The sequence below is a fragment of the Bradyrhizobium sp. Arg237L genome, from assembly GCF_029990105.1.
Classification (GTDB): Bacteria; Pseudomonadota; Alphaproteobacteria; order Rhizobiales; family Xanthobacteraceae; genus Bradyrhizobium.
The window spans coordinates 39,837-58,010 of record NZ_JAQMIL010000062.1 but is presented as its reverse complement, the minus strand read 5'-3'; the positions used below and the strand labels follow the sequence as shown (position 1 = coordinate 58,010).

The 18,174-nt window shown below is 63.4% G+C and carries 18 protein-coding genes; 7 read left to right on the top strand and 11 right to left on the bottom strand.

Annotated elements, in window-relative coordinates; translation table 11 throughout:
- The first annotated feature begins 79 nt into the window (after nt 1-79).
- Nucleotides 80-223 (top strand): hypothetical protein, encoded by a 144-nt coding sequence (locus tag OZ411_RS31070; protein ID WP_282531009.1) that lies wholly within the window; start codon nt 80-82, stop codon nt 221-223.
- A 60-nt stretch (nt 224-283) separates the two neighbouring features.
- On the opposite strand, the gene OZ411_RS31065 is transcribed toward OZ411_RS31070, so the two are convergent.
- On the bottom strand, nt 284-1,981 hold the full coding sequence (locus OZ411_RS31065; RefSeq protein ID WP_282531008.1) for a diguanylate cyclase: 1,698 nt from the start codon (nt 1,979-1,981) through the stop codon (nt 284-286).
- 103 nt (nt 1,982-2,084) lie between these two features.
- Here OZ411_RS31065 and OZ411_RS31060 point away from each other — a divergent pair, with 103 nt between their 5' ends.
- Nucleotides 2,085-2,774 carry a YggS family pyridoxal phosphate-dependent enzyme gene (locus tag OZ411_RS31060; protein WP_282531007.1) on the top strand — a complete coding sequence of 230 codons (690 nt, stop codon included), beginning with the start codon at nt 2,085-2,087 and terminating at the stop codon, nt 2,772-2,774.
- Nucleotides 2,775-2,939: 165 nt separating this feature from the next.
- Here OZ411_RS31060 and OZ411_RS31055 read toward each other — a convergent pair whose 3' ends face one another.
- Nucleotides 2,940-3,509 carry a L,D-transpeptidase family protein gene (locus tag OZ411_RS31055; RefSeq protein WP_282531006.1) on the bottom strand — a complete coding sequence of 190 codons (570 nt, stop codon included), beginning with the start codon at nt 3,507-3,509 and terminating at the stop codon, nt 2,940-2,942.
- A gap of 217 nt (nt 3,510-3,726) precedes the next feature.
- Between OZ411_RS31055 and OZ411_RS31050 the strand changes: the two genes are divergently transcribed.
- A complete protein-coding gene (locus OZ411_RS31050; RefSeq protein ID WP_027582830.1) occupies nt 3,727-4,413 on the top strand; it encodes a response regulator transcription factor in 687 nt (228 codons plus the stop codon).
- 41 nt (nt 4,414-4,454) lie between these two features.
- A complete protein-coding gene (locus OZ411_RS31045) occupies nt 4,455-4,895 on the top strand; it encodes a cyclic nucleotide-binding domain-containing protein (RefSeq protein ID WP_130581788.1) in 441 nt (146 codons plus the stop codon).
- A gap of 158 nt (nt 4,896-5,053) precedes the next feature.
- On the opposite strand, the gene OZ411_RS31040 is transcribed toward OZ411_RS31045, so the two are convergent.
- From OZ411_RS31040 to OZ411_RS31025, 4 genes are all read right to left on the bottom strand, one after another.
- The gene (locus OZ411_RS31040) at nt 5,054-5,869 is read right to left on the bottom strand and encodes an exodeoxyribonuclease III (protein WP_130581789.1); all 816 of its coding nucleotides are present in this window, start codon (nt 5,867-5,869) and stop codon (nt 5,054-5,056) included.
- 255 nt (nt 5,870-6,124) lie between these two features.
- Complete coding sequence (locus OZ411_RS31035; protein WP_282531005.1) at nt 6,125-6,928, bottom strand: outer membrane lipoprotein carrier protein LolA; 804 nt, start codon at nt 6,926-6,928, stop codon at nt 6,125-6,127.
- Between the two features lie 151 nt (nt 6,929-7,079).
- Nucleotides 7,080-9,548, bottom strand: coding sequence for a DNA translocase FtsK (locus OZ411_RS31030; protein WP_282531004.1), 2,469 nt, complete (start codon nt 9,546-9,548; stop codon nt 7,080-7,082).
- 20 nt (nt 9,549-9,568) lie between these two features.
- The gene (locus tag OZ411_RS31025; RefSeq protein WP_282531003.1) at nt 9,569-10,795 is read right to left on the bottom strand and encodes an aminotransferase class I/II-fold pyridoxal phosphate-dependent enzyme; all 1,227 of its coding nucleotides are present in this window, start codon (nt 10,793-10,795) and stop codon (nt 9,569-9,571) included.
- A gap of 306 nt (nt 10,796-11,101) precedes the next feature.
- On the opposite strand from OZ411_RS31025, the gene OZ411_RS31020 reads away from it, so the two are divergent.
- Together OZ411_RS31020 and OZ411_RS31015 are read left to right on the top strand one after the other, a co-directional pair.
- Nucleotides 11,102-11,521, top strand: coding sequence for a DUF4349 domain-containing protein (locus OZ411_RS31020; protein ID WP_282531002.1), 420 nt, complete (start codon nt 11,102-11,104; stop codon nt 11,519-11,521).
- 4 nt (nt 11,522-11,525) lie between these two features.
- Nucleotides 11,526-11,882: a DUF4349 domain-containing protein gene (locus tag OZ411_RS31015; protein ID WP_282531012.1), complete on the top strand. Its 357-nt coding sequence runs from the start codon at nt 11,526-11,528 to the stop codon at nt 11,880-11,882.
- Between the two features lie 143 nt (nt 11,883-12,025).
- On the opposite strand, the gene OZ411_RS31010 is transcribed toward OZ411_RS31015, so the two are convergent.
- The 4 genes from OZ411_RS31010 to OZ411_RS30995 all read right to left on the bottom strand — a co-directional run bounded on the left by OZ411_RS31010 (nt 12,026) and on the right by OZ411_RS30995 (nt 15,930).
- On the bottom strand, nt 12,026-13,468 hold the full coding sequence (locus OZ411_RS31010; protein WP_282531001.1) for an ammonium transporter: 1,443 nt from the start codon (nt 13,466-13,468) through the stop codon (nt 12,026-12,028).
- Nucleotides 13,469-13,506: 38 nt separating this feature from the next.
- Nucleotides 13,507-13,845 carry a P-II family nitrogen regulator gene (locus OZ411_RS31005; protein ID WP_028164751.1) on the bottom strand — a complete coding sequence of 113 codons (339 nt, stop codon included), beginning with the start codon at nt 13,843-13,845 and terminating at the stop codon, nt 13,507-13,509.
- A gap of 306 nt (nt 13,846-14,151) precedes the next feature.
- A complete protein-coding gene (locus OZ411_RS31000; protein ID WP_282531000.1) occupies nt 14,152-15,453 on the bottom strand; it encodes an ammonium transporter in 1,302 nt (433 codons plus the stop codon).
- A gap of 138 nt (nt 15,454-15,591) precedes the next feature.
- Nucleotides 15,592-15,930 (bottom strand): P-II family nitrogen regulator, encoded by a 339-nt coding sequence (locus tag OZ411_RS30995; protein ID WP_130582970.1) that lies wholly within the window; start codon nt 15,928-15,930, stop codon nt 15,592-15,594.
- A gap of 254 nt (nt 15,931-16,184) precedes the next feature.
- On the opposite strand from OZ411_RS30995, the gene OZ411_RS30990 reads away from it, so the two are divergent.
- Nucleotides 16,185-17,072: a DUF4339 domain-containing protein gene (locus tag OZ411_RS30990; protein ID WP_282530999.1), complete on the top strand. Its 888-nt coding sequence runs from the start codon at nt 16,185-16,187 to the stop codon at nt 17,070-17,072.
- A gap of 92 nt (nt 17,073-17,164) precedes the next feature.
- On the opposite strand, the gene tesB is transcribed toward OZ411_RS30990, so the two are convergent.
- Nucleotides 17,165-18,025, bottom strand: a complete 861-nt coding sequence (gene tesB / locus OZ411_RS30985) for an acyl-CoA thioesterase II (protein WP_130582968.1) — start codon at nt 18,023-18,025, stop codon at nt 17,165-17,167.
- Nucleotides 18,026-18,174: the final 149 nt, after the last annotated feature.

Genomic DNA, 18,174 nt, shown 5'->3' with positions numbered 1-18,174 from the left:
CGTGACGATCGCGACCCGCCCCTCTCTTGGGTGAGACGCGCGGAGTTAAATCACTGATTTGCCCGACGGCGAAAGCGGAATGTTTTTCGCAGGCCGACTGGACGGGCCAAATCAGGTTGATATCGCTGGTGAATTTTTCTCCGCCGTCATTCCGGGGCATCGCGAAGCGATGAGCCCGGAATCCATGTCTCCGCTCGCGCCGGTGGCGCAATGGATTCTCTGATGTGCAATTGCACATCATAGCTCGCGACTTCGTCGCGCCCCCGGAATGACAGCAGCGAAGTTAGCTCGCCATCGCCATCTCAGCCGCGCTCCCCGAGCCTCGCACCAGGCCGTGCTCGACGACGGTGTTGCGGCCGAGATGTTTGGCGGCGTAGAGGGCGGCGTCGGCGGCTTCGATCAGGTCGCCGGGGCGGAGCGCCGGGCTTGGCTTGGTGCAGGCGACGCCGACGCTGGCGGTGACGATCTGGTGGCTGGAGGTTGCGTGCGGCAGGCGGAGATCCTGCACCGTGGCGCGCACGATCTCGCCGATCTCTTTTGCGCGTGTGGCACCGGTGTTCGGCAGCAGCAGGCAGAATTCCTCACCGCCATAGCGGCAGGCGAAGCCCAGCGTATCGGCGGCGATGCCAGAGAGCGTCTCGCCGAGCCTGGTCAGGCAGGCGTCGCCTTCGGGATGGCCGTAGGTGTCGTTGTAGAGCTTGAAATGATCGACATCGATCATCAGCAGCGACAGCTCGCAATCATATTGCTGCGCCTTCATCCACTCGAAATCGAGCCGGCTCTGCAAACCCCGGCGATTGGCGAGCCCCGAGAGCATGTCGATCGAGGCCATCACCGTCAGGCGATCGTTGGTCGCGACGAGATCGCGTTCGCGCTGGCTGAGCTGCGCGGCCATCGCATTGAAGGCGCGGGCCAGCGGCACGAACTCTGCCGGCAGCTTGTTCTTTGCCACGCGGACGGACCAGTCGCCCTCGCCGAAGCGCTTGGCCGTGCGGGTCATCACGTCGATCGGATGGATGATCAATTTCTCCGCGCCGACCAGCGCACCGAACAGCACAAGCAGGCAGACGAAGCCGAGCTGCAAATAGGCGGTGCGGATATCGCGATCGATCGCCGCCGTCACCTTGGCTTCATCGATGCTGACGATCAGCCGCGAGCGCGTGCCCGGAATGCGGGCAAAGCTGATCGTGCGGTTCGTGCCATCCGCCGCGGTGAAGGAAATCGAGCCGGAGGACTCACCGTAACTAAGCGCTTTATCCGCGATCGCGGACATCAGCGGCAGGGTGTCCAGCGAGCGGCCGATCATGCTTGCCTGATCCAGGGGTGCCGCGAGAACCGTGCCGGCGCTGTCGACCAGAACAGAGGAAACGCCGGCGCGTCCGCCGTAATTGCTCATGATCCTGGACATCCAGTCCAGATTGAGCGCGGCGAGAACCACCGAGTCGGTTTCACTGTTGATGGCGGCCACCGGGTAAGCGGCCATCACGACCGGCGTATCGGTGGGGCGGGCCGCGATGAAATCGCTCAAGACAAATTCCCGGCGCGCCCGGGCTTCGGTCACATAGGGCCGGTCGCTGAGATCGATGCCGACATAGGCGTTATTGGTCGAGCACTGGATCCGATTGTCGCTGCCGAGGAACATCAGGCTGCGGATCCAGGGCATGTTGGCGGGCACACTGGCGCGCAGGATCTCGCAGCTCTTGCCGATGCCGCCGGCGGAGGCGCGGATATAGGCGGCGGATTTCAGCACGGTCTCGACCGAGGAGATGACCTCGCGCTGGGCGTCGGCGCTGTGTGCTGCGAGCGCGGCGAATTCCTCGGCGGCGTGTGCGATCTGCTTGGCCCGCGAATCCTCCAGGGTGCGGACGCGGTCCAGCATCATGGGGGCCACCAGCAACAGCGCAAGCAGCGCCAGCCGCCCGCGGATACCCAGAAGATTCTTGAGTTTGGCGCGGTGGCGGTTGAAATTAATTTTAGACATCAATGTCCCCTAGCCCCACTGGTGAAAGTAGAACGAAGGGTTCAAGAAGGCTTTCCCGGATTTGGTAAAATTCGAGGGAACCCCCGCAGCGTTGGTAGATGACATGACACCGGAAAACACAGCGCCGCTAACCGCGCATTCACCAAACGGTCTCGCAGAGGTCGAGGAGGAAATCGCGCGCGCCTGCAAGGATGCGCGTCGCGATCGTGGCTCGGTGACGTTGATTGCGGTGTCGAAAACATTCAATGCGGATGCGATTTCGCCCGTCATCGCGGCCGGACAGCGCGTTTTCGGCGAGAATCGCGTGCAGGAAGCCAAGACGAAGTGGCCTTCCTTGATGCAGGCCCACCCCGGCATCGTGCTGCACCTGATCGGGCCGTTGCAATCCAACAAGGCGAAGGAGGCGGTGGCGCTGTTCGATGCTATCCATTCGGTGGACCGCCCCAGCATTTGCGAAGCGTTAGCCAAGGAAATCAAAAACCAGAACCGGCAGCCGCAATTGTTCATCCAGATCAATACCGGCGAGGAGCCGCAAAAAGCAGGCATTTCCCCGTCCGATGCCGACGCCTTCATCGCACGCTGCCGGGAGCATTACGGGCTTTCGATCTCGGGCCTGATGTGCATCCCGCCGGTCAACGACCCCCCTGCCCCGCACTTCGCGCTGACGGCCAAGATCGCCGCGCGCAATGGCCTGACAAATCTCTCGATGGGCATGAGCGCCGATTTCGCCACCGCGATCCAGATGGGCGCGACCCATGTGCGCGTGGGATCCGCGATATTTGGCGCGCGGTAAAGGATGGCGGCGCTCTCCACGTCGTCATTGCGAGCGAAGCGAAGCAATCCATTTCGCCACCTGCTGAGGCATGGATTGCTTCGGTCGCTTCGCTCCTCGCAATGACGTTGTGGAAGCCTGGTCGAGCCCAACTGATTCCCTTCCCCGCAGGGCAAAACCAGCCCTCTACCCGATCACGATTCTCGTCTGCGGGCTCATTCGCCGTAGTAGCCGCAGCATCGCGGATTTGGTCATCGAGACGCAGCCGGCGGTCGGCGCGAAATTTGGACGGGCGAGATGCAGAAACACCGCGCTGCCACGGCCGGCGATGCGCGGGGTGGCGTTGTGGTCGATCTCGATGATGAAGTCGTAGAGATGATCCTCGCGCGTCAGCCGGTCGCCGTTCTGCTCGCGGGTAAGCTGCATCGGCTGGTTGTAATGGCGGTCCCGCGGGTCCTCGCACCAGGCGTCCTCGGGCCGAATGGGGCGGGTGGGCAGGAAGCTCGTCGGTCGCGGGGAGCGGTCCGCCCGCCACCACAATTGCCGGGGGCGGAAGATGCCCCGGGGGGTGCCGCCGTCGCCCTCGCGCTTATTGGCGAGGATGCCGCCCCGGCCGAGCGCCACCGGCACCGACCAGCCGTCGGCGGTCAGCCACCCCCGGCACGGGTTACCGGCGGCGGGTTGGACCCGGACCAGGGACAACGGCCGATCACGCGCGGTTGTCTCATAAGTGATTGAAAAATTGGAACTTCTCATGTGAATCAAAAAGCCCGCGCCTTGCCTGCCCGGCCCCGATTGTTCTATCTGGCGGGATTACAGCACATTCATCCAATCGGATGCTGATTTGGGATAGACTGTGATCGGCTTGTGAATCGGTAATGAACGACTACCTACAAAGCGAGTCTCGCCATCAAGTCTCGGCCAAAGCGCTGTCCGCTTGTGTCCGCTGCCTGCCTCCAAGAGGATCGTTCCTATGGCCAATGCCCGCAAGATTTTGATCGTGGATGACGACACCGACCTGCGTGACACGCTGGTCGAGCAACTTTCCCTTCACGAGGAATTCGAAGCCTCCGCAGTCGATACCGGCGCCAAGGGCGCCAGCGCGGCCAAGACCAACTCTCCCGATCTGGTCCTGATGGATGTGGGCCTCCCCGATACCGATGGCCGCGAGGTGGTGCGGTCCTTGCGCAAAGGCGGCTTCAAGGCGCCGATCATCATGCTGACCGGCCATGACACCGATTCGGACACCATCCTCGGCCTCGAATCCGGCGCCAATGACTATGTGGCAAAGCCCTTCCGCTTCGCGGTGCTGCTGGCCCGGATTCGCGCGCAGCTCCGCCAGCACGAGGCGAGCGAAGATGCGGTGTTCTCCGTCGGTCCCTACAGCTTTCGGCCCGGCTCGAAGATGCTGACCGCCGCCAATGCGCGGAAAGTGCGGCTGACCGAGAAGGAGACCGCGATCCTGCGCTTCCTCTACCGCGCCGGCCAGATGCCGGTGTCGCGCGAGACGCTGCTGCAGGAGGTCTGGGGCTACAATTCGGGCGTCACCACCCATACGCTGGAAACGCATATTTACCGGCTCCGGCAGAAGATCGAGAAAGATGCCGCCAATCCCGAGATCCTGGTGACCGAAGCCGGTGGCTACAAACTGGTGCCGTGATACGATTCGCGACCGAATCGTATCCCCGGTCACCGGCCTGAATGTCGATCGAAGATGACGTAGCGCTGCTCGAACGCGTCTCCACCTTGCGCCTGCTGGGGGAAACTGCGCTGCGTATGCTTGCGATCGGCTCCGAACAGCGCAATTTCGAACGCGGCGACGTTCTCTTTCATGCCGGCGACCAGGCGGATGCGGGCTATGTCGTGCAGCGCGGCGCTTTCCGCGTGGAAGACGGCGGTGCCGAGATCATCGCAGGCCCCGGCGCGCTGATCGGCGAGCTCGCGCTGATCGTGCCGATGAAGCGGCCGTCGACCGCGACCGCGCTGGAGCGCGCCACCTGTATTCGAATCTCGCGCAGCCTGTTTCAACGCGTGCTGGAAAGCGATCCGGCCGCGGCGCGAAGGCTGCGCGACGAATTCGCCACCCGCACCAGCCAGCTCGCCAGCGATATCGTGGTCGCGGGCGGGAAGTTGAGTTCGTAGCTGCTCTCCGTCGTCCTCGCGAAAGCGAGGACCCATAACCACAGCTAGTTGTTGCGGCGGAAGCAAGCGGTTGCGGCGGAGCACACTACAAAGGCCTGTGGTTATGGGTCCCGGGTCAGCGCTTCGCTTGCCCGGGACGACAGCCGGCTACCGGCCGGCTACACCTCCAGCGTCACCGTCACCGGCACGTGGTCCGATGGACGCTCCCAGCCGCGCGCGTCGCGGGTGATCCTGAAATCCGTGACGCTGTCCTTCAGCGCGCGCGAGACCCAGATGTGGTCGAGCCGGCGGCCGCGGTCGCCGACGGTCCAGTCCGCGGCGCGGTAGCTCCACCAGGTGTAGACTTTCTCCGACAATGGAATCCGCTCGCGCGCGACGTCGAACCATTCGCCATGCATCTGGGCTGCGAGCAGCTTCTCGGTCTCGACCGGCGTGTGCGAGACGACTTTCAAAAGCTGCTTGTGCGACCACACGTCGTTCTCATGCGGCGCCACGTTGAGATCGCCGACCAGGATGTGGCGGTCGTCACCGCGCGGATGCAAGGGTTCGCAGGCTTTCATCTCGTCGAGGAATTGCAGCTTGTGCTCGAATTTCGGATTGAGCGCGGGATCGGGTATGTCGCCGCCGGCCGGCACGTAGAAGTTATGCAGCACCAGCGGCTTTGAGAGCTGTGCCTTGTCGCCGAACTCGACCGAGATGTGGCGGGAATCGATCTTGTCGCAGAAGGTACGGATGTCGGTCTTCTCGAACGGCACCTTCGAGATGATGGCGACGCCGTGATAGCCCTTCTGTCCGTTCAGCGCGACATGCTCATAGCCAAGCCGCTTGAACCGCTTCAGCGGAAAGGCGTCGTCGATGCATTTGGTCTCCTGCAGGCAGAGCACGTCCGGCCGCGCCTGCTTGATGAACTTGGCGACGAGGTCGATGCGCAGGCGCACCGAGTTGATGTTCCAGGTTGTGAGGGAGAGACGCATGGGAACTGCGTCTTAGCATGGATCGCGGCGGTGGATAGGATTGTCCACAGGACCGTAGGATGGGTAGAGCGCAGCGAAACCCATCATTTTTCGCATGCGGCACGATGATGGGTTTCGCTGCGCTCTACCCATCCTACAAAAGGCTCAGACGTGCAGACGCGTAGGGTGGGCAAAGCGAAGCGTGCCCACCATCCACGTTCGGTGCAAGAAAGGTGGGCACACTTCGCTTTGCCCACCCTACAATCCAACGAACTACTATCCCGGCGGCGTCACGTAGTTCGTGAAATCGATCTTGAACAGGCCTGGATCGATCTTCTTGGTGGAATCGAGATTGTAGACGGCAACGGTGGTGTCGTAGCCCTGCGGATCGGTGATGGTCCATTGCTTGAGCTGGCCGTCCTTGGCGCCGACCATCAGCATCAACCGGCTGGTGCCGATCAGCGCCTGCTTCTCCTCGATAATGATCGAGACGAAGACATCGTCGGCGTTGACGCTAACGACATTGGTGTCCTTCATCAGGTCGATGCGATCGGACAAGAGATAGCGCAGCGGCGTCTGCGACAGCGGATAGATGTCCTGCGTGGCGAGCTTGCGATCACGCACCGCGACCGAGGAGCCGTCGGCGACGATGTCGATCGGGCTCGGCGGTTCATATTCGAAGCGGACCTTGCCGGGCTTCTGGATATAGAAATCGCCCTTGGTCTTGGAGCCGTCGGGGCCGACCTGCACGAAACTGCCTGACAGCGTCTGCAGCGAGGAGAGATAGCTGCTGATCCTCGCGGCCTGTGCCTTCTGGTTGGCATCGAACGTCGCGAAGATGTTGGCGGGGACGTTGCGGCGCGGGTCGGGGATGACGGGGTTCGGCGGCGTCTGCGTCGAGCCTGTGGTCGCGGGGCCTCTCTGCTCCTGCGCGCTCATCTGCGTGCCGTCGCGGCCCTTCGGCGCGGGCTTCGGCACCGGCACGTTCTGCGCCGATGAGGGCGCGGCGCCGGCGATCGACGTCGCGATCAGGATCGCCAATCCGGAATGGATGGCGCGATGAACGTGCTGTTTGGCCATTCGGTATTTCGGATTCTGATGCAACGCGTGTTCCGACTTTAAGGGCATGATCTTTTCGGAAAACCGGTGCCCACTTTTCCGGATCATGCCTGAGTTTATCGTGGGTGGTGCCGCGGCGATATCGCTTTTCCGTGAAATTCTCGGGGCAGGATCACATGCTGCCTTCTTCTTCGATCAGGATCTCGCGCTTGCCGGCATGATTGGCCTGGCCGACAATGCCTTCGAGTTCCATCCGCTCCATCAATGACGCGGCACGGTTGTAGCCGATCTGCAGGCGCCGTTGAATATAGGAAGTGGAGGCCTTGCGGTCGCGTTTGACGACCGCCACCGCCTGCGAATAGAGGTCGCCGCCGCCATCCCCGCCCATGCCGGTGGAGTCGAATACCGCGCCGTCCTCCTCGCTCGGCTCTTCCGCGGTAACGGCTTCCAGGTATTCCGGCGCGCCTTGCGTCTTCAGATGGCGCACCACCTTCTCGACTTCCTCGTCGGAGGCGAACGGGCCGTGCACGCGGCTGATGCGGCCGCCGCCGGCCATGTAGAGCATGTCGCCCTGCCCCAGCAGTTGCTCGGCGCCCATCTCGCCCAGGATCGTGCGGCTGTCGATCTTCGAGGTGACCTGGAAGGCGATGCGGGTCGGGAAGTTGGCCTTGATGGTGCCGGTGATGACGTCGACCGACGGACGTTGCGTGGCGAGGATCACATGCAGGCCGGCGGCGCGCGCCATCTGCGCGAGGCGCTGCACCGCGCCTTCGATGTCCTTGCCGGCGACCATCATCAGGTCGGCCATCTCGTCGACGATGATGACGATATAGGGCAACGGATCGAGGTCGAGCTTCTCCTCCTCGTAGATCGCCTTGCCGGTCTCCTTGTCGAAGCCGGTGTGCACGGTGCGCGTCAGGTCTTCGCCCTTGCCCTTTGCCTCGACGAGGCGCGCATTGTAGCCGTCGATGTTGCGCACACCGAGCTTGGCCATCTTCTTGTAGCGCTCTTCCATCTCGCGCACGGCCCATTTCAGCGCGACCACCGCCTTCTTGGGATCGGTGACGACCGGCGTCAAAAGATGCGGGATGCCGTCATAGACGGAGAGTTCGAGCATCTTGGGATCGACCATGATCAGGCGGCACTGGTCGGGGCGCAGCCGATACACCAGGCTCAGGATCATGGTGTTGATCGCGACCGATTTGCCGGAGCCGGTGGTGCCGGCGATCAGCATATGCGGCGTGCGCGCGAGGTCGATGATGACGGGCTCGCCGCCGATGCTCTTGCCGAGGCAGAGCGGCAGCTTTGCCACCGAATCGATGGCTTCCTTCGCGACCAGGAGCTCGCGCAGGTAGACCTTTTCGCGATGCAGGTTCGGCAATTCGATGCCGATGGCGTTGCGGCCGGCGACCACGGCGACGCGGGCCGACAGCGCGCTCATCGAGCGGGCGATGTCGTCCGAGAGGCCGATCACGCGCGACGATTTGATGCCGGGCGCGGGCTCGAGCTCGTACAGCGTCACGACCGGACCCGGATTGGCTTTGACGATCTCGCCGCGGACGCCGAAATCCTGCAGCACGCCTTCGAGCGCGCGCGAATTGGCTTCCAGCTCGGCCTTGCTCTGCGGCTGGCGATCGGCGGCCTTCGGCGCTGACAGCACGGAGACCGAGGGCAGTTCGAACTTGTCGGAGGATTTCTTCTTCGCGCGCGGCTCGGCCTTCTTGCGCGGCGCGCGGGCGACGGGCGCTTCCTCCGCTTCTTCCTCGGCCTCGTCTTCTTCCTCTTCAACCTCTTCGTCGAATTCCTCGTTCGCCTCAGGCACCACGGAGGGCGCGGTCGCGCGGCCGCCGAGACTGGGCTCCTGCCGTTCGAATGCGCCTGCACTGCGCTGCGGCGCGCTCGAGACCAGCGAGCGATAGGCGGTGCCAAGCAGCCAGCCGAGCCGCGCCTTCGCGCTCATGACAGCGTGGAACAGCCAGCCGAGCGAGATCGAGCTGCGGTCCTCCTCGTCGTCTTCTTCGACGAACGGCTCGTCACGATCCTCGATCGCCGTCAGCTCTTCTTCGCTCTCCTTCGCGCCCCAGCCGCTCGCGAACAAAAAGCTTGCGGTCATCGCGACGAACAGGATGGCGCCGAGCACCAGGCGATAGATCATGCCGGCCGGACCGAACACCACTGCGGGCGCGCGCACCAGCGCGTCGCCGACCACGCCGCCGAGCCCGGTCGGCAATGGCCAGGCGCCATTATGCGGGAAGCAGCTCGCAAAGCCGGCGGCGATCACGGTGGCGAGGATCCAGCATGCCAATCGCAGGGCTTCGCGGTCGAAGGCGCGATGCGTCAGCATGCGCCAGCCCCACACAGCGATGGGGAGGATCAGCATGATGGCGCCGAGCCCCAGGATCTGCATCAACAGATCGGCGCCGATCGCGCCGGGATAGCCGAGGATGTTGCGGATCGGGCGCGAGGTGGCGTGGCTCAAACTCGGGTCCTGCACCGACCACGTCATCAGCGCCGCCGCGGCGACGCCGGCAAGCATGATCAGGCACAGCCCGCCGAATTCTCGCACCCGCCGCTCCAAGGCTTCGCGGATCGGGACCGGCAGATGGCCGACCAGGGGAATGACACGTTCGATCGCTGGCATGCGCTTTCAGAGCCTTGCGATTAACTTAAGGTTTCGACCAGGCGGTGCAGCGCCTCGGCCGTTGATTCACTGTCGGAGACCAGCGCGAGCCGGATATAGCCCGCGCCGGGGTTGGAGCCGTCGGCTTGCGGCCGCGCCAAATAGCTGCCCGGGATCACGCGCACGCCGGCATCGCGATAAAGCTTCACCGTCGCCGCCTCGTCGCCGCCGCGCTCGGAGACGTCGAGCCAGACGCAGAAGCCGCCGGCCGGACGCTGATAGCCGTAGCGACTGCCGAGGATCTGGTCGGCGAGATCGAACTTGATCCGGTATAGCCTGCGGTTCTCCTCGACATGCGCCTCGTCGCTGTAGGCGGCGACCGCGACATGCTGCAGCGGCACCGGCACTTGCGGCGCTGCGACGTTGCGGAGTTCGTGGAAGGCGGCGAGGAATGTCTTGTCGCCGGCGGCGAAGCCAACGCGCATGCCCGGCAGGTTCGAACGCTTCGAAAGCGACTGGAACACGACCACATTGGTGAAGTCGGGGCCGGCATATTCCAGCGCGCTGCCCGGCGCTTCCCTGGTGTAGATCTCCGAATAGCACTCGTCGCTCAGGATGATGAACCCGAAGCGGTCGGCGAGCGTTTTCAGCCGCGCGAAATAATCGCGCGAGGCGACCGCGCCTTGCGGGTTCGCGGGCGAAGCGATGTAGAACGCCACCGTGCGCGCCAGCAGCGCGTCATCGAGCGCGTCGAGATCGGGCAGGAATCCATTGGCCGGCGTGGTCGGCAGATAGACCTGCTCGCAGCCGGAGGCACGTGCGCCGGCACCATAGGCCGGATAGAACGGGTTCGGCATCAATATCGCCGGCGTCCCATAGCGCACGCCGACATAGCGGGCGGCGGTGATGGCGGCGAAGAACAGGCCCTCGCGGCTGCCATTCAGCACCAGCACTTCGCTCTCAGGATCGACCGCCCGCGGCAGGTGGAACCGGGTCGAAAGCCAGTTCGCCACCGCGCGGCGGAATGGCTCGATGCCCTTGGCGAGCGGATAGCGGCCGAACTCGGCGGTGTGCTTGGCCAGCACCGGCCCGACAAACGCTGGAACCGGGTGCTGCGGCTCGCCCAAGGACAGCGTAATCAATGGCTTGCCCGGCTGGTACGGTGCCAGCAGCTCAGCCGTGCGCGCAAAGGGGGAACGTTCGGCCTGACCGGCCGGCATTACACTGCCGGCGTCTTGCGCCACGCCGGAGGGAGCGGTCATTGCCATGTCTAAACGCCAGCACTTTCAATGCGGTCGAGGGGAATCCGGCTCGACCGTAAATTGATCAAGTCACCATAGATACGGCGAGGTTAAGACGCGATTAACCATCGGCGGTATGGGCCATCAAGAGTGGGTTCGGTAAGGCGGGTCGGTGCCCAGCAGGGGCTAGATCGGCGACGCAGCACCTTATTTTACCAGCAATAACAAAGGGAAACGCCACCAGCCCGCCGTAATGTTCCGCATTTAGGATTTGGGAACTTGGGAACCGGGTTGGGGGAATCGATGCGTGCGGTTGGTCGGCCATTGCGGGCCGTGTTTGTGCTGCTGCCGTTGCTGGCCGCATGTGCGCCATCTCCAGACAATGCAGTTCCGAATGGGGCTCTCCCTCAGGCGATGCAGGGCAATTCGTCGTCCGCCGAGCGGCGCCTCGCGATCACGCATCGCTACACGCTCCGCGTCCCCAGCGCCGAAACCGAAGCCATTCAGCAAAAGCATATGGCCGAATGCGCCAAGCTTGGCTGCTCCATCCTGAGCACGTCGATCGACCGGTCGAACGAAGGGCGCATCAACGCGCGCGCATCGGTTCGCATCAAGCCCGAATCCTTCGACGCGTTTGCGGCAGTGCTGACCGCGCCGCCGGCCCAAGTCACCATGCACGCCCAATCGGTGGAAGATATCGCCGTCCCCAGAACGGCGGCTCGATGCGAAAATAGTGCTGCGCGACCGCCTTAGCGGAATGTTGCGCGACCAGACCGTGAAAACGGCTGCCGACCTGATCACGATCGAGAAAGAGCTGGCGCAGGCACAGAGCGACATCGAAGCGATCACGGCGCAGCGTGACGCGCTGCGGACACGCACCGACACGATACGGGTCGAGATATCCTATGTCGGCGCCGCCAGCCTGGTTGGCGGAGCCGACTTCACCCCGATCTACCAGGCCATCAGGACGATCAACCAGACGGCGGTCAACTCCGTCTCCTGGCTGATCTCCTTCGTCGCGGCCATCGTGCCATGGCTTCCCGTCATCGCGTTGGTCTGGTGGGCCGCGCGCCTTGGCATGCGACGATGGAAGTCCCGGAGGCTGTCCGGATAAGAGCCGCTACCGCGCCGGCAGCAGCCAAAAAGAAAGGGGCTCCAACTTGCGCTGGAGCCCCTCAACGGTCGGGGCATTGCCGGGTATGTGCCCGAACCGTAGTTCTGGGTGTGATCCCGGGAGAGATCACACCCCGGGAGAACTCACATGTTGTAAGCGCGCTCCGTGTGCTCGGTGATGTCGAGGCCTTCACGCTCGGTCTCGACGTTGGCGCGCAGGCCGACGATCACGTCGACGACCTTATAGAGGATCGCCGAACCGACGCCGGACCACACCAGCGTGGTGCAGACGCCCCAGATCTGCGAGGTCATCTGGGCGACGAAGTCGTAGTCGGCGATCTTGCCGGCGACATAGTCCATCACGCCGGTGCCGCCGAGCGCCGGGTTCACCAGGATGCCGGTGCCGAGCGCGCCGACGATGCCGCCGACGCAGTGGACGCCGAACACGTCGAGCGAGTCGTCATAGCCGAGCGCATTCTTCACCACGGTGCAGAAGAACAGGCAGACCACGCCGACCACGAGGCCGAGCACGATCGCGCCCATCGGACCGGAGAAGCCGGCCGCCGGCGTCACCGCCACCAGGCCCGCGACCGCGCCCGAGATGGCGCCGAGCATCGACGGATGACCCTTCACGATCCATTCCGCGAACATCCAGGACAACGCCGCCGCCGCGGTCGCGACGAAGGAGTTGGTCATGGCGAGCGCGGCGCCACCGGAAGCCTCGAGGTTCGAACCGGCGTTGAAACCGAACCAGCCGACCCAGAGCAGCGAGGCGCCGATCATGGACATCGTGAGCGAGTGCGGAGCCATCAGCTCCTTGCCGTAGCCGGTGCGCTTGCCGATCAGGATCGCGCCGACCAGGCCGGCGATGCCGGCGTTGATGTGCACGACGGTGCCGCCGGCGAAGTCGATCGCGCCCTTCTTGAAGATCCAGCCGGCGTCGGCATTGATCTCGTCGAGCTTGGCCTGCGCCGCGGTCTTCGCCGCGCCGTCAGCCGCAGCCGCCAGCGCCTTCGCCGCATCCGTGATCGCGTCCGGTCCGGCCCAGTACCAGACCATATGCGCGATCGGGAAGTAGATCAGCGTCACCCAGAGCGGGATGAACAGCGCGAGCGCGGAGAACTTCATGCGCTCGGCGAAAGCGCCGACGATCAGCGCGGGCGTGATCGCCGCGAACGTCATCTGGAAGCAGACATAGACGAGTTCGGAGATATTGGCGTCGACGCTGAAGGTGGCCGCCTTCGAGTCCGGCGTCACACCTGCCAGGAAGGCCTTGGAAAAGCCGCCGATGAAATCCGAGCCGCCGGTGAACGCGAGGCTGTAGCCGTAGAGCGCCCAGAGCACGGTGACGATGCACACCGTGTAGAACACCTGCATGAGCACCGAGAGCATGTTCTTGGAGCGGACCAGGCCGCCATAGAACAGCGCGAGCCCCGGGATCGTCATCAACAGCACCAGCACGGTCGACGTCATCATCCAGGCGTTGTCGCCCTTGTTGACGGTCGGCTCGGCATAGGCAGCGGTCGCAGCGAACAGGCCGAATGCGAGTGCCGCCAATCCCGCGCTGTGGGGACGTTTGAACGTCATGTTATTCTACTCCTGAATTGTAAGGTTTGAGCGCGAAATCAGAGGGCCGCGGCATCGGCCTCGCCGGTGCGGATGCGCACCGCATGGTCGAGGTTGATGACGAAGATCTTGCCGTCGCCGATCTGCCCGGTCTTTGCCGCCGATGTGATAGCGTCGATGGTCTTGTCGACCTGGTCGGCCGCAACCGCGACCTCGATCTTGATCTTGGGCAGGAAGCTCACGGCGTATTCAGCGCCGCGATAGATCTCAGTGTGGCCCTTCTGACGCCCGTACCCCTTGACTTCCGTCACCGTGAGACCGTGAACGCCAATGGCGGTCAGGGCGTCGCGGACTTCTTCGAGCTTGAATGGCTTAATAATCGCCATAACAATTTTCATGTGTCCTATCCCCGCTTGGGCCCGGTGCAGACGAACCGGGTGTTTCGACTGAGATCCACCACGCGGAGAAAATTCACAACGCGGTCACAGCCGCCGGCGTTAGAATCAAATGCCGTGCCAGATCGACGGCGCCGCCTAACGGATTATGAATCCGCCTGTTTTCGCGCTTGACGGGAATTGGTCGGACCTGCGCTATTCCGTCGCGCTCAAAACGTAATCAATATTGCCCGATTCATAGGCACGCCAGAGTCTGGACATAATCCTGCCCAGCCCGACGGCAAATCAGAGGTAATAAAGTAGAGGAAATTACTGCAGGGCCTCGCCGTGCTGCGAAATATCCAGGCCTTCCAGCTCCTGCTGCAGCGATACCCGGAGCGGGACGAACGCGCTGACCAGCTTCAGGAGCACGAAGGTCACGCCGCCGCACCACACCAGCGTAACGGCGACGCCGGCGAGTTGGATCAGCAGTTGCTGCGGACGGCCCTCGAGCAGGCCGGCCGTGCCGCCGATGGCGCTGGCGGCGAACACGCCCGCGAGCAGCGTCCCGGCCATGCCGCCGATACCGTGGACGCCAAACACGTCGAGTGAATCGTCATACTTGAAGCGGTGCTTCAGCCAGGTGCAGGCCCAGAAGCACACGAGGCCCGCGATGATTCCGATGATGACTGCGTGCCATGGTTCGACGAAGCCCGAGGCCGGCGTGATAGTGCCGAGCCCTGCCACCGCGCCCGAGATCATGCCGAGCACCGACGGCTTGCGCCGCGTCGCCCATTCGATCGCGCCCCAGGTCAGCGCGCCGGCGCAGGCGGAAAGATGCGTGGCGATGATCGCCATCACCGCGCGCGAATTCACGGCAAGCGCCGATCCGCCATTGAAGCCGAACCAGCCGACCCACAGCAGTCCGGTGCCGATCACCGCGAGCGACAAATCGAACGGCGACAGGTTCTCGCTGCCATAGCCGCGGCGCCGCCCCAACACTTGCGCCGCGACCAATCCGCTGACGCCGGCCGAAAGATGCACCACGAGCCCGCCAGCGAAATCCAGCACGCCAAGATTGGCGAGGAAGCCGCCGCCCCACACCCAATGTGCTAGCGGAATATAGGCGAAGATGAACCAGCCGACGGAGAACCAGAGATAGGCCGAGAAGCGCATGCGATCGGCGACCGAGCCTGCCACCAGCGCCACGGTGATGATCGCAAACGTCATCTGGTACAGCATGAACAGCGCTTCCGGGATCGTCTTCGCCGCCGGATTGACGCCGTCCATGGTCATGCCGGCGAGAAACCAGCGGTCGAGCGTGCCGATCCACGGTCCATCACCGACGAAGGCGAGCGAGTAGCCGAACATCACCCAGAGGATCGAGACGATCGCGACTGCGGACAGGCTCTGCGCCATCGTCGCCAGCACGTTCTTCTTGCGCACCATGCCGGAATAGAACAGCGCGAGCCCCGGGATCGTCATCATCAGCACCAGCGCGGTGGCAACGATCATCCAGGCGGTGTCGGCGGCGTTGATGGCCGACGTCTCCGCACGCGCCGGCGTCGCCGACAACAGCGTCGCAAGACCAAGCGGCGCGATCAGCCGCACGGCGCGAGATGGTGCCCCCATGATGTTTCCCCGGCAGAAATGAAATGATTCTGGTTGATGCGACCGGCGGCGTTGTCGGTGCCCGCGTTCGGCGAGAATTCATTCTTGTTTGAGCATGATCTTTTCGGAAAACCGGAGCCCACTTTTCCGGATCATGCTCTAGAGCGCGTCGCTGTCGGTCTCGCCGGTGCGGATCCGCAGCGCATGTTCGATCGGCGTGACGAAGATCTTGCCATCGCCGATCTGGCCGGTGCGTGCCTTTGCGGTAATGACTTCGACCGCCTTGTCGGCGATGTCGGATGCGACCGCGATCTCGATCCGCAATTTGGGCAGGAAGTTCACGACATATTCTGCGCCGCGGTAGATCTCGGTGTGCCCTTTCTGCCGGCCATAACCTTTGACTTCAGTGACGGTCATGCCGTGGACGCCGATCTCGGTCAGCGCCTGGCGCACCTCGTCGAGCTTGAAGGGTTTGATGATGGCGACGACAAGTTTCATGGCTAGCGGCCCGCTTTTTTCTTAAAGTTCGGCCAACCGCCTGCTCTTTGGATGGCCTTCGATCCCGGGCCAATCTGGCATCTTTCTGAGCAAATGGCACAAAAAAGTTGCAGGTTTAGGGGGAAAACATTGGCAGACCCTGACCTCGCTCCCTGTACAGGGGACATGATCGTCCGTCACAATGCGGCTTTCCTGCTTCGCCAGTTGTTCTGCTGGCGCCTGTTCCCAAGAATCGCGTTTTCCAAGGAAATGCCATGGCCGATCGATCCTGGTTTTATGCATCCGAGGGCCAGCAAAAGGGCCCATTTCCCGAATTCCAGCTCCGCGATCTCATCATGCGGGGCACCGTCGGGCCGGATACGCTAGTCTGGACCGAGGGGATGGCCGGTTGGCAGAAAGCGGGTGAGATTCCCGGACTGATTTCGGATATTTCCAGTCCAGCGATGCCTTCGCAGCCGGGCGGGCCGCCGATCATAACTGCGGCCGGCTATGCGGGTGGAACGGTCTCAGCCGATCTGCCGATCCGGGAGCTGTTTGGACGCAGTCTGTGGTTCGCCATTGGCCAGCTCCTGGTGATCCCGGCGCCGTGGTCAGCCACCGGCTTTTATCGCTGGATCATCCCGCACATCAACGTCCCTGGCCGGCCGAATCTCGGTTTCACGGGACAGGTCGGTGACATCTGGTATGTGTTCGTCGCGATAGGGCTCTTGAGCTATACGGGCTGGACCGAGAGCACGACGATCGAACTGCTTGCGCCGCTACTGCAGGCGGCGCTCGGATGGGTGGTCATCCGCTGGATCGCCAGCCATCTCAGTTCAAACGGGCAGCAGCTCCCAATCGCCTTCAACGGCAGCATCATCGCCTATACCGGGTGGTATCTGCTGTTGGCGATCTCCTTCATCACCATCATCGGCTGGGCGTGGGTGACCACGGCGTGGATGAGGTGGATGTGCCGCAATATCGAGGGGACGCGCCGTGAAATCATCTTCAAGGCGTCAGGCCTCGAGATGCTTTGGCGAACCGTCGTGTTCACAATCGGCTGCTTATTGCTGATTCCAATCCCGTGGGCTTTGCGCTGGTATGCGAATTGGTACCTGTCGCAATTCGCGCTGGTCGAGCGCAGCACGCTGGCGAACGCTTAGAGCGACGAATGAGATGCCGATTGGTTTCACCTCTCCCGCTTGCGACCCGCAAGCGGGAGAGGGAGTCATCGCGGCGGCAATTCTAACGCGCGCTACTTCCTCTCGCGCACCGAACCTTCCTGCGCCACTGACGCCACCAGCGTGCCGTCGGGCTTGAAGATCATGCCGCGGGTCAGGCCGCGGCCGCCTTGCGCGCTCGGAGAGTCCTGCGCGTAGAGCAGCCATTCGTCGGCGCGGAACGGGCGGTGAAACCACATCGCGTGATCGAGGCTTGCCGGCATCATGCGCTTGTCGAACAGCGTGCGGCCGTAGCGCGCCATCACCGCGTCCAACAGCGAAAAGTCGGAGGCATAAGCCAGCGCACACAGATGCAGCGCGGGGTCGTCGGGAAGCTTCGCCGCGGTGCGGATCCAGACATGGATGCGGCCCTCCTCGATCTTCTGGCCGAAATAGCGGCCGAGCTCGACCGGGCGCAGTTCGATCGGCCGATCGGATTCGTAATAGCGGCGGATGAAGTCCGGCATTTCGCGGAACATCGGCTGCTTCGACACTTCCTCGGCGGTGAGCTTTTCCGGCGGCGGCACGTCCGGCATCTTCTCCTGGTGATCGAAGGCGCCCTGCTCCTCGGCATGGAACGACACCATGATCGAGAAGATGGCATTGCCGTGCTGGATCGCGGTGACGCGGCGGGTCGAATAGCTCTTGCCGTCGCGCAGCCGCTCGACCTGGTAGATGATCGGGACCTGCGGGTCGCCCGGCAGGATGAAATAGCAATGGATCGAATGCGGCAGCCGGCCCTCGACGGTGCGGCAGGCCGCGACCATCGCCTGGCCGATTACCTGCCCGCCGAACACCCGCTGCCAGCTTGTTTTCGGGCTGTTGCCGCGGAACAGATTCACCTCGAGCGGTTCGAGATCCAGAATGGAAAGCAGGTCAATCAGGCTTTTTGACATGTTGCATCTTTCAGGTTCTCCGCATTGTCATTCCGGGGCATCGCCACCGGGTCCGCGCAGCGCGGCCCGATGACAGGCTCCGCGATGAACCCGGAATCCAGAGGTTTCGGCGCGAGATTCCGGGTTCGCGTCTTCGACGCGCCCCGGAA

Excerpts from the sequence above, each read along its gene's own strand:
- OZ411_RS31040 (WP_130581789.1), bottom strand. The coding sequence starts at position 5,869 with ATGCGTCTCTCCCTCACAACCTGGAACATCAACTCGGTGCGCCTGCGC.
- OZ411_RS31005 (WP_028164751.1), bottom strand. The coding sequence starts at position 13,845 with ATGAAAATTGTTATGGCGATTATTAAGCCATTCAAGCTCGAAGAAGTC.
- OZ411_RS31050 (WP_027582830.1), top strand. The coding sequence starts at position 3,727 with ATGGCCAATGCCCGCAAGATTTTGATCGTGGATGACGACACCGACCTG.
- OZ411_RS31010 (WP_282531001.1), bottom strand. The coding sequence starts at position 13,468 with ATGACGTTCAAACGTCCCCACAGCGCGGGATTGGCGGCACTCGCATTC.
- OZ411_RS31000 (WP_282531000.1), bottom strand. The coding sequence starts at position 15,453 with ATGGGGGCACCATCTCGCGCCGTGCGGCTGATCGCGCCGCTTGGTCTT.
- OZ411_RS31055 (WP_282531006.1), bottom strand. The coding sequence starts at position 3,509 with ATGAGAAGTTCCAATTTTTCAATCACTTATGAGACAACCGCGCGTGAT.
- OZ411_RS31030 (WP_282531004.1), bottom strand. The coding sequence starts at position 9,548 with ATGCCAGCGATCGAACGTGTCATTCCCCTGGTCGGCCATCTGCCGGTC.
- OZ411_RS31070 (WP_282531009.1), top strand. The coding sequence starts at position 80 with ATGTTTTTCGCAGGCCGACTGGACGGGCCAAATCAGGTTGATATCGCT.
- tesB (WP_130582968.1), bottom strand. The coding sequence starts at position 18,025 with ATGTCAAAAAGCCTGATTGACCTGCTTTCCATTCTGGATCTCGAACCG.
- OZ411_RS30995 (WP_130582970.1), bottom strand. The coding sequence starts at position 15,930 with ATGAAACTTGTCGTCGCCATCATCAAACCCTTCAAGCTCGACGAGGTG.
- OZ411_RS30990 (WP_282530999.1), top strand. The coding sequence starts at position 16,185 with ATGGCCGATCGATCCTGGTTTTATGCATCCGAGGGCCAGCAAAAGGGC.
- OZ411_RS31060 (WP_282531007.1), top strand. The coding sequence starts at position 2,085 with ATGACACCGGAAAACACAGCGCCGCTAACCGCGCATTCACCAAACGGT.
- OZ411_RS31045 (WP_130581788.1), top strand. The coding sequence starts at position 4,455 with ATGTCGATCGAAGATGACGTAGCGCTGCTCGAACGCGTCTCCACCTTG.
- OZ411_RS31015 (WP_282531012.1), top strand. The coding sequence starts at position 11,526 with ATGTTGCGCGACCAGACCGTGAAAACGGCTGCCGACCTGATCACGATC.
- OZ411_RS31035 (WP_282531005.1), bottom strand. The coding sequence starts at position 6,928 with ATGGCCAAACAGCACGTTCATCGCGCCATCCATTCCGGATTGGCGATC.
- OZ411_RS31025 (WP_282531003.1), bottom strand. The coding sequence starts at position 10,795 with ATGGCAATGACCGCTCCCTCCGGCGTGGCGCAAGACGCCGGCAGTGTA.
- OZ411_RS31065 (WP_282531008.1), bottom strand. The coding sequence starts at position 1,981 with ATGTCTAAAATTAATTTCAACCGCCACCGCGCCAAACTCAAGAATCTT.